At 60.8% G+C, this 8,475-nt stretch carries 11 protein-coding genes; 10 read left to right on the top strand and 1 reads right to left on the bottom strand.

Annotation, left to right across the window (positions count from 1 at the left end):
* The first annotated feature begins 170 nt into the window (after nucleotides 1–170).
* Nucleotides 171–1,598 (top strand): bifunctional D-glycero-beta-D-manno-heptose-7-phosphate kinase/D-glycero-beta-D-manno-heptose 1-phosphate adenylyltransferase HldE, encoded by a 1,428-nt coding sequence (hldE, locus tag AACS24_RS11450; RefSeq protein ID WP_108570751.1) that lies wholly within the window; start codon nucleotides 171–173, stop codon nucleotides 1,596–1,598.
* 116 nt (nucleotides 1,599–1,714) lie between these two features.
* Here hldE and tolC read toward each other — a convergent pair whose 3' ends face one another.
* Nucleotides 1,715–3,043 (bottom strand): outer membrane channel protein TolC, encoded by a 1,329-nt coding sequence (gene tolC, locus AACS24_RS11445; protein ID WP_181364156.1) that lies wholly within the window; start codon nucleotides 3,041–3,043, stop codon nucleotides 1,715–1,717.
* 314 nt (nucleotides 3,044–3,357) lie between these two features.
* Here tolC and nudF point away from each other — a divergent pair, with 314 nt between their 5' ends.
* From nudF to AACS24_RS21940, 9 genes are all read left to right on the top strand, one after another.
* Complete coding sequence (nudF, locus tag AACS24_RS11440; RefSeq protein WP_108570749.1) at nucleotides 3,358–3,999, top strand: ADP-ribose diphosphatase; 642 nt, start codon at nucleotides 3,358–3,360, stop codon at nucleotides 3,997–3,999.
* Entirely contained in the window at nucleotides 3,962–4,450 is a 489-nt protein-coding gene (locus AACS24_RS11435) for a DUF1249 domain-containing protein (RefSeq protein WP_156853645.1), read from the top strand. The genes nudF and AACS24_RS11435 overlap by 38 nt, the downstream gene beginning before the upstream one ends.
* A 22-nt stretch (nucleotides 4,451–4,472) precedes the next feature.
* A complete protein-coding gene (cpdA, locus tag AACS24_RS11430) occupies nucleotides 4,473–5,291 on the top strand; it encodes a 3',5'-cyclic-AMP phosphodiesterase (protein ID WP_033113016.1) in 819 nt (272 codons plus the stop codon).
* A gap of 9 nt (nucleotides 5,292–5,300) precedes the next feature.
* The gene (locus tag AACS24_RS11425) at nucleotides 5,301–5,888 is read left to right on the top strand and encodes a YqiA/YcfP family alpha/beta fold hydrolase (RefSeq protein WP_033113017.1); all 588 of its coding nucleotides are present in this window, start codon (nucleotides 5,301–5,303) and stop codon (nucleotides 5,886–5,888) included.
* 2 nt (nucleotides 5,889–5,890) lie between these two features.
* Nucleotides 5,891–6,514, top strand: coding sequence for an NUDIX hydrolase (locus tag AACS24_RS11420; protein ID WP_108570748.1), 624 nt, complete (start codon nucleotides 5,891–5,893; stop codon nucleotides 6,512–6,514).
* A gap of 36 nt (nucleotides 6,515–6,550) precedes the next feature.
* Complete coding sequence (locus AACS24_RS11415; protein ID WP_108570747.1) at nucleotides 6,551–6,952, top strand: GFA family protein; 402 nt, start codon at nucleotides 6,551–6,553, stop codon at nucleotides 6,950–6,952.
* Between the two features lie 113 nt (nucleotides 6,953–7,065).
* Nucleotides 7,066–7,308, top strand: coding sequence for a DUF1656 domain-containing protein (locus tag AACS24_RS11410; RefSeq protein ID WP_033113020.1), 243 nt, complete (start codon nucleotides 7,066–7,068; stop codon nucleotides 7,306–7,308).
* Nucleotides 7,301–8,167, top strand: a complete 867-nt coding sequence (locus AACS24_RS11405) for an efflux RND transporter periplasmic adaptor subunit (RefSeq protein ID WP_005343109.1) — start codon at nucleotides 7,301–7,303, stop codon at nucleotides 8,165–8,167. Before AACS24_RS11410 ends, AACS24_RS11405 begins: the two co-directional genes overlap by 8 nt.
* Nucleotide 8,168: 1 nt before the next feature.
* Nucleotides 8,169–8,475: FUSC family protein (locus AACS24_RS21940; RefSeq protein ID WP_375124018.1), on the top strand; the 307-nt coding region annotated here is incomplete at its 3' end.

Here is an 8,475-nt window from a genome sequence, read left to right as displayed (position 1 = left end):
GCTATCTGCTGGTCAGAGGGGCTGCTTGTGTCTTGTCCGTGTGGCGCGAGGGTAAGTATGGGTTTCCTGCCGCGTTCTTAATGGAAACCACAGGTTTGCTTTTTCTCCCTCAAATAAAAGAGTGTGATAAAATCGGCGACTGATTTTTCAGGTTTTGAGAGTCGATACAGATGAAGATCACCCTGCCCGAGTTTGAAAAAGCCCGCGTCCTGGTCGTTGGCGATGTCATGTTGGACCGTTATTGGCATGGCCCCACCGGCCGGATCTCGCCCGAGGCACCGGTGCCCGTGGTCAAGGTTGAACACATTGAGGAGCGTCCGGGTGGAGCCGCCAACGTGGCCCTCAACTCCGCCGCCCTTGGCGCTCATGCCGTGCTGCTTGGCCTGACCGGTCAGGACGAGGCTGCCGATGCCCTGGCTGGCCAGATGGCCGGCGTCAAGGTCGCCTGTGACTTCGTTCGTCTGGCCGACTACCCGACCATTACCAAGCTGCGCGTGCTGTCGCGCAACCAGCAACTGCTGCGCCTCGATTTCGAAGAGGGGTTCCACGCTGTCGACTCCACCCTGCTGGTGAGCAAGGTCGAGCAGGCGCTGCCAAACAGTGATGTGATGATCCTCTCCGACTACGGCAAGGGGGCCCTCAACGATGTGCCCGGCATGATCCAGCGTGCCCGCGCCGCCGGCATTCCGGTGCTGGTCGATCCCAAGGGAACCGACTTCGAGAAGTATCGCGGCGCCACCCTGCTGACCCCCAACATGTCCGAGTTCGAGGCTGTAGTGGGCAAGGTGAAGAGCGAAGAGGAGCTGGTCGCCAAGGGGCTGGATCTGGTCAAGCGCTTCGAGCTGGATGCCCTGCTGGTCACCCGTTCCGAGAACGGCATGACCCTGATCCGCGAAGGTCAGCCGGAGCTGCATCTGCCGGCTCAGGCCCACGAGGTTTACGATGTGACCGGTGCCGGTGATACCGTCATCTCCACTCTGGCTACCTCGCTGGCCGCTGGCAAGAGCCTGGACGAAGCCTGTGCGCTGGCCAATACCGCAGCCGGTATCGTGGTCGGCAAGCTGGGTACCTCTACCGTTAGCCCGGTCGAGCTGGCCAACGCCCTCTATACCGAGCAAGAGACCGGCTTCGGCGTCATGTCCGAAGCCCAGCTGAAAGTGGCGGTTCGTGCCGCCCGTCTGCGCGGTGAAAAAGTGGTGATGACCAACGGCTGCTTCGACATCCTGCATGCCGGCCACGTCTCCTATCTGGCCAACGCCGGCAAGCTGGGGGATCGCCTGATCGTGGCGGTCAACACCGATGAGTCGGTTCGCCGTCTGAAAGGGCCGGGTCGTCCGGTCAACCCGACCGAGCGTCGCATGGCTGTACTGGCTGCGCTGGGCGCGGTGGATTGGGTAGTGCCGTTCGGTGAAGATACCCCGCAGCGCCTGATCGCCGAGGTCCTGCCCGACCTGCTGGTCAAGGGCGGCGACTACAAGCCGGAAGATATTGCCGGTTACGCCGAAGTGACTGCCAATGGTGGCGAGGTGCGTGTCCTCAACTTCGAAGATGGCTGCTCCACTACCGACATCATCAAGACGATTCGCGAGCGCGGCTAATGCGCTGCTGGCCCCGTAATCTGGCGGGGCTGACTATCGGCAGGATCAAGCCGACAGAAACACGGATAACAAAAAGGCGACCACAAGGTCGCCTTTTTCATTCCCGATATCGGCTATCAGGCTTTGGTCTTGGTTTTTGCGGTGGCAGGCATCAGACCCTGGTTTACTTCCACCAGATCCTGCGCTTCCAGCACACCGGCAGCCTGCTTCAGACTCAGGATGTTGAGGATGTAGTTGTAACGGGCCTCGGAGAGCTTCTGCTTCGCTTCGTAGAGCTTGCGGGTGGAGTCCAGCACGTCGACGATGGTGCGGGTTCCCACCTCGTAGCCTGCCTCGGTCGCCTTCAGGGCGCTGTCGGCGGAGACTACTGACTGGCTGTAGGCGCGTACCGAGCCGATGCTGGCGTTCACGTTGTTGTAGGAGGAGCGCACAGTGCTCTGTACCGAGCGGAAGTTCTTCTCAAGCAGTTCGCTGGCCGCCACGTAGTTGAACTGGGCCTGCTTCACTTGGGAAGTGGTGGCGCCGCCGCTGTAGAGAGGCAGCTTGAAGGTCAGACCGATATTGGCCTGATTGTCATTGCCACCGCTCTGAATGCTATCCAGCTTGTAATCGGTATTGCTGGTTTGCAGGCCGGCACCCAGATCCAGAGTCGGTTCGTGGCCGGTCTTGGCCAGATCGATCTGCTCCTTGGCGATGTCCTTGGCGATGCGGGCATTGTGCAGTTGCAGGTTCTTGTCCAGCGCCAGCTCCAGCCACTTGTCAGAACCGAAGGCGGTCTTCTGCGGGCTGAAACGCTCGGTATTGAGGATGTCCAGATTGCGGTGATCGACACCGGTCAGCTCGCGCAGGGCTTCGTAGCTGTTGTCCAGGGTGTTCTCGGCATTGATCTCGTCGGCCAGCGCCTGGTCGCGGGAAGCTTCGGCTTCATGAACGTCGGTGATGGCGGTCAGACCCACCTCAAAACGCTGCTGGGTTTGTTCCAGCTGACGCTCCACGGCAACCTTGTTGGCGCGGACAAATTCCAGGGTATCCATCGCCTTGAGCACGTTGAAATAGGCGGTGGCGCTGCGCACCATCAGGTTCTGGACTTCGAGGTTGTAGGCAACATCGGACTGGGTAGCGCCCTTCTCGGTCAGATCCAGATTGACCCAGTTGCTGCGACGATAGATGGATTGATCCAGCGAGATAGAACCGGAGGCTTTGTTGTTGGTCTGGGTATCATTCTTGTTCTGCAGGTAGTTCAGACCGGCACCCAGGTTGATTTGGGGCAAGAGCGCAGCGCGAGATTCGTTGATCTTCTCGAAGGCCTGGTCGCGAACCGCTTTGGATTGCAGCAACTGCGGATCTTTGATCTGTGCTTGCTGGTAGATATCGAGCAGGTTTTCGGCGTGGGCACCGGCACTGACGCCCAGCAACACCATGACGGACAAAAGTGTTCTTTTCATAGATCGTTTTAACCTTATGTAGTAACCCAAAACGGTTGCTGGAGAGGGCAAATATTGTCATCAACCAAGCTTGATTGCAGCTTAATCACTCTACTATAAGCAAAATTTAATGCTAAGAGTCTTCGGTCCGGTAACGGGAACGTCAAGAACCAGCGGCAGTTTTCTCCCCGCGTGCCTAGCCAAATGGTCTGTGGCTGCTAAAATCCACCCCTCATTACCATGGCAACCATGGCACGCCGAGTGAATGAATGTTCATTCATGTTCCTCGGATTTTATGGTCAAACTGGTTCAAGTCAAGCCGACGGGAGTCCCGGATGTCGCAGCAACCCTTGCCACAAGATCGGCACTATGCCGCTGATGATGTGAAAATCATTGAAAAATCAGCTGGATATAACGGCTTCTTCAAGGTGAACGTCTATCGCCTGCAGCACAGGTTATTTGCCGGTGGCTGGAACCAGCCCATCGTCCGCGAGCTGTTCGAGCGGGGTCATGCTGCCGCACTGCTCCCCTACGATCCGGTGCGCGACCAGATAGTGCTGGTGGAACAGTTCCGCATCGGTGCCATGGAGACCTGTTCCACCCCCTGGCTGCTGGAGCTGGTGGCCGGCATCATAGACCCAGGGGAGACCGCCGAGGCGGTGGTGCGCCGCGAAGCGGTGGAAGAGGCCGGGATCGAGGTTGACCGCTGTGAGCACGCCATCAGCTATCTGGTGAGCCCGGGCGGTAGCACCGAGCGGATCGAGGTTTATGTGGGCGAGGTGGATGCCAGCAAGGCGAGCGGTTTGCACGGTCTGGCTGATGAAGGCGAGGATATCCGGGTGCACGTGGTGAGCCGCGAGCAGGCCTATGCCTGGCTCAAAGAGGGGCGCATCGACAACGCCGCCTCGGTCATCGCCCTGCAGTGGCTGGCCCTCAACCATGGCGAGCTGCGTGCCCGCTGGCTGGCGGATCGCTGAGGTGGCGCTGACCTTGCAACAGAGCAGGCGCTATGTGCCTGATCTGATGTCCTTGCAGCGTACCTGCGAGGTCAACTATATGGCGCTGATGAAGCTGCTGCCTCCGGAAGGGGAGGTGGGAGCCGAGCGCCGCTATCGGGTCGGCAATGACCTGCAGTTCCAGCTCACCATTTGTGGTGAGAGCCGCTTCACAACTCAGGTTCTTTTGAGTCAGCACAACCCCGAATTACCCGAATATTTACAGGCTCAAATAGAGATTCGTTTGTATCATGATGTGCGGATGGCGGAAGTGTGTGCAGCGCAACAGATTTCCCGTTTGCAACCACGTTATGATTATCCCAATAAAAAGATGCACCAGCGGGATGAAAAGGAGCAGGTAAATCTGTTTCTGGCCGAGTGGCTAAAATTTTGTCTCAGACATGGTACCAGTCCGATCAATATCTCCAGTTGAACAAATATAAAGAAGCGTGATTTTGGAAACAGAGCTCCCCCAGGCGCAGGACGGCAGTGTGCGCCTGTTGCAAATTACTGATACCCATCTTTTTGCCAGTGCCGAGGGTCGGCTGCTGGCTGTACGCACCGCCGAGAGTCTGGCTGCGGTGCTGGAGCGGGTGCAGGCCAACGACCATCCCTACGAGGTGATTCTGGCGACCGGCGACCTGTCGCAGGATCACAGCCCGGAGTCCTATCAGCGCTTCGCCTCCATGATGGCGCCTCTTGGTCGCCCCATCTACTGGCTGCCCGGCAACCACGATGACAGTCCCCTGATGACCGAGCAGCTCCATGCCGCCGGGATCAGCGAATCCAAGCAGCTGGTGGGTGACCACTGGCAGGTGATCCTGCTCGACACCCAGGTACGTGGCAAACCCCACGGCATGATCGGCGATCACCAGCTGGAAGCGCTCGACCGCGCCCTGCGTCAATATCCGGATCGCCACGCTCTCATCGCCCTGCACCATCAGGCGGTGCCGGTGGGCTGTGCCTGGCTGGATCAGCACAATCTCAAGAATGCCGACGATCTGTTTGCCGTGCTGGCCCGTCATCCGCAGCAGAAGACCATTTTGTTTGGCCACGTCCATCAGGAGTTTGACGAGGTGCACCGCGGCGTGCGGCTGATCGCCAGCCCATCGACCTGCATCCAGTTCAAACCTCTCTCTGATGGCTTCGCGCTGGACGAGTCCGGCCCGGGCTGGCGCTATCTCACCCTCTACCCGGATGGTCGTATCGCCAGCCAGGTGTGGCGTCTGCCGGTGGGGCAGTTTGTGCCCGACCCCAATGCCACCGGTTATTGAGGAGTCGTCATGAAGCCCGTTCTCCTCTACCTGCACGGTTTCAACTCCTCGCCCGGTTCAGCCAAGGCGCAGCAGATGGCTGCCTGGGTGGCAGAGCACAGACCCGATATCGAGGTGGTGATCCCGGCCCAGCCCAACACCCCGGCGGCGGCCTGGGCGGCCATCGAGCAGACCATCGCCAATCTGCAGAGCCGCTATGGCAGTGAATTCAAGCTCGGCGCAGTGGGCAGCTCCCTCGGCGGCTTTATGGCGACCCGGGTCAGCGAACGCTACGGCTGCCGCGCGGCACTGATCAATCCGGCGGTGCGCCCCCACGAGCTGCTCTGCGACTACCTCGGCCCTCAGACCAACCCCTACACAGACGAGCAGTATCAGCTGCTGCCTGAACATATGGACGAGCTGCGGGCGCTGGCGGTACCTGTGACAGCACCCGATCGGCTCTGGGTGCTGCAGCAGCAGGAGGACGAGGTGCTCGACTACCGCAAGGCGTTGGACGAGTACCGCTTCGCCCGTCTCTCGCTGGAGTGCGGCGGCAACCACGCCTTCGTGGCGTTCGAGCGCTACCCCGCCCAAATCATCCGTTTCCTCGGGCTTTAATCATGCAACCGCCGTTGGCCGCCTTTCTGGAACAGGCACTGGCCACGGCGCAATCGGGCCTCACCTACTCCAACGATCCCTTCGATATCGGCCGTTTCGAGGCGCTGCGAGCGGCCACAGTGGCCCTTATCGCCAGCCAGAGCGAGCTGGCGCCGCAAGCCATTAGCGACTGGATTGCCCTCGATAACGGTTATCCCACCCCCAAGCTCGATGTGCGGGCCTTCATTCAAAACGATGCGGGTCACCTCCTGCTGGTTCAGGAGCGCAGCGATGGTTGCTGGACTCTGCCCGGTGGCTGGTGCGATATCGGCGACTCGCCGGCGGATGCCGTGGTACGCGAAGTAGTGGCAGAGACCGGCCTTGCGTGTCGGCCGGTGCAGCTGCTGGCCCTGTTCGACAAGCTAAAACACCCTCATCCGCCCCAGCTGCCTCACGCCCACAAGGCCTTCTTCCTGTGCGAGGTGACCGGCGGTCAGCTGCTGGGTGAGACCGAAGAAACACAAGGCGCAGGTTACTTCCCTATCGACAATTTGCCCCCGCTCTCCCGCCATCGGGTAGTGGCCTCCCAGTTGCGCACCCTCCATGAGCACTTGCTGCAGGGGCGGCGCGATACCCTGTTTGATTGACATCTGAGGAAGTGAACCCGTCTGCAAGGAGGCAGGATGATCAAGCGCATCGGCAATACCCCGATTCAAGAGAAACACAAGGCCAGCTGTCACTGCGGTGCCGTGGTGCTGGAGCTGACCCTGCCGGATGGCGTGGTGGATCCGCGCCGCTGCGACTGCTCGCTTTGCCGACGCCGGGGGGCCATCGTCGCCTCGGTGCCGCTGTCCGGCATTCGCATTCTGCAAGGGGAGGAGGTGCTGCGCTGCTACCAGTTCAATACCCGCACCGCCAAACACTACTTCTGCAGTATCTGCGGCATCTATACCCACCATCAGCGCCGCTCCAATCCCGCCGAGTATGGCTACAACCTCGCCTGCCTCGAGGGGGTCAACCCGTTCGAGCTGGAGGAGGTGCCGACGCGCGATGGTGTGCATCACCCAGCGGATCGACAGGTCTGAACAAAAGGGGCTCATATGTTCCTGTTGCGCCCTGCGGGGCAGTGTTAATCTTTAGCGGCCTGTTCACTTTGCCTCGCCCGGGGCAGGGGATGGCCTGACTCTTCTGAACTTCACTGCCAACAGGGAGCACGTTTGTGACAACTCCTTCTGCGCTGCCAGATCTGGTACTGGGCGCCTCTCTCTACTTTCCGCCGCTGTTCAAGGCGGTGCTGCTCGGCCTGCTCTGCTGGCTGCCGGTGCACCATCTGCTGCGTGACTGGCTCTATGGCGGGGATGTCTGGCACCCCTTGCTGATGGATCTCTCCCTCTTTATCCTCGCCGTCAGCGGCGCTCTATGGATGCTGTTACATGGCTAAATCACCTCTCGCGACCCTCAAATACTTCTCCACCCTGCTGGTCTGCGCGTTGGCGCTGGCGGCGGGCTGGTGGCTGTGGAACTACTACATGCAGGGGCCCTGGACCCGGGATGGCAAGGTCCGCGCCGAGCTGGTCAGCATCACCCCCGAGGTGTCGGGCAAGATCATCAAGATAGCGGTGAAGGACAACCAGCTGGTGAAGGCGGGGGAGGAGATCTTTACCCTGGATCCCGAGCCCTACCGGATTGCCCTCGATAATGCCCGGGCGGCGCTGGCCAAGGCGAAATCGGATCTCGACAAGGCCGAGCACGAGGCGAACCGGCGCAGCGGCCTGTCGCGCAGCGTCATCTCCGCCGAGACGATGGACGAGGCGCGCCTCAATGCCCAGGCGATGCAGGCGGCCTATCAGGTGGCGCAGGCCAATCTGGAGAAGGCGGAGTGGTCGCTGGCCAAGACCCGGGTGCATGCCGCGAGCGATGGCTACATCACCAACCTGCAGACCCGGGTCGGCAACTATGCCAGCGCCGGCGTGCCACTGGTGGCGCTGGTGGATACTCACTCCTTCTATGTGCAGGGTTACTTTGAAGAGACCAAGCTTGGCCACATAGCGCCGGGCAAACCGGCCGAGGTGGTCCTCTACAGCGGTGAGCAGCGGTTGCGCGGCGAGGTGGAGAGCATAGGGCGCGCCATCCACGATCAGAGTGTCGATGGCGGCAACGGCCTGCTGATCGACGTCAAACCCAACGTGCCCTGGGTGCGGCTGGCCCAGCGGGTGCCGGTGCGGATCAAGCTGCTGGATGTGCCGGCGGACGTGACGCTGATCGCCGGTACCACCTGCACCATCACCATTGGCGAGTAGGGTGAGCGAGTCGTTCTGGCTGCGCACCCCTTGGGGGAAGGCGACAGGGGGGCAGTGGCGCTATGCCCTGCGCAATGCGCTGGCCATGTGCCTGTCGCTCTGGCTGGCCTTCGTGCTGCAGCTCGACTCCCCCTACTGGGCGATGAGCTCGGCTGCGGTGGTGAGTTTTCCCACCGTGGGCGGGGTGATCAGCAAGAGTCTGGGGCGGGTGGTTGGCAGCCTGATGGGGGCGATGGCGGCGGTGGTGATCACCGGTCTTGGCATGAGCGATCCCTGGCTGTTCAGCTTCCTCATCGCCCTCTGGCTGG

It is taken from the genome of Aeromonas sp. HMWF016 (assembly GCF_963878195.1).
Classification (GTDB): Bacteria; Pseudomonadota; Gammaproteobacteria; order Enterobacterales; family Aeromonadaceae; genus Aeromonas; species Aeromonas lacus.
Note: the sequence above shows the minus strand (reverse complement) of the source record. Positions and strands in the feature narration are given on the sequence as shown.

Excerpts from the sequence above, each read along its gene's own strand:
- hldE (WP_108570751.1), top strand. The coding sequence starts at position 171 with ATGAAGATCACCCTGCCCGAGTTTGAAAAAGCCCGCGTCCTGGTCGTT.
- tolC (WP_181364156.1), bottom strand. The coding sequence starts at position 3,043 with ATGAAAAGAACACTTTTGTCCGTCATGGTGTTGCTGGGCGTCAGTGCC.
- nudF (WP_108570749.1), top strand. The coding sequence starts at position 3,358 with ATGTCGCAGCAACCCTTGCCACAAGATCGGCACTATGCCGCTGATGAT.
- AACS24_RS11435 (WP_156853645.1), top strand. The coding sequence starts at position 3,962 with ATGGCGAGCTGCGTGCCCGCTGGCTGGCGGATCGCTGAGGTGGCGCTG.
- AACS24_RS11425 (WP_033113017.1), top strand. The coding sequence starts at position 5,301 with ATGAAGCCCGTTCTCCTCTACCTGCACGGTTTCAACTCCTCGCCCGGT.
- AACS24_RS11420 (WP_108570748.1), top strand. The coding sequence starts at position 5,891 with ATGCAACCGCCGTTGGCCGCCTTTCTGGAACAGGCACTGGCCACGGCG.
- AACS24_RS11415 (WP_108570747.1), top strand. The coding sequence starts at position 6,551 with ATGATCAAGCGCATCGGCAATACCCCGATTCAAGAGAAACACAAGGCC.
- AACS24_RS11405 (WP_005343109.1), top strand. The coding sequence starts at position 7,301 with ATGGCTAAATCACCTCTCGCGACCCTCAAATACTTCTCCACCCTGCTG.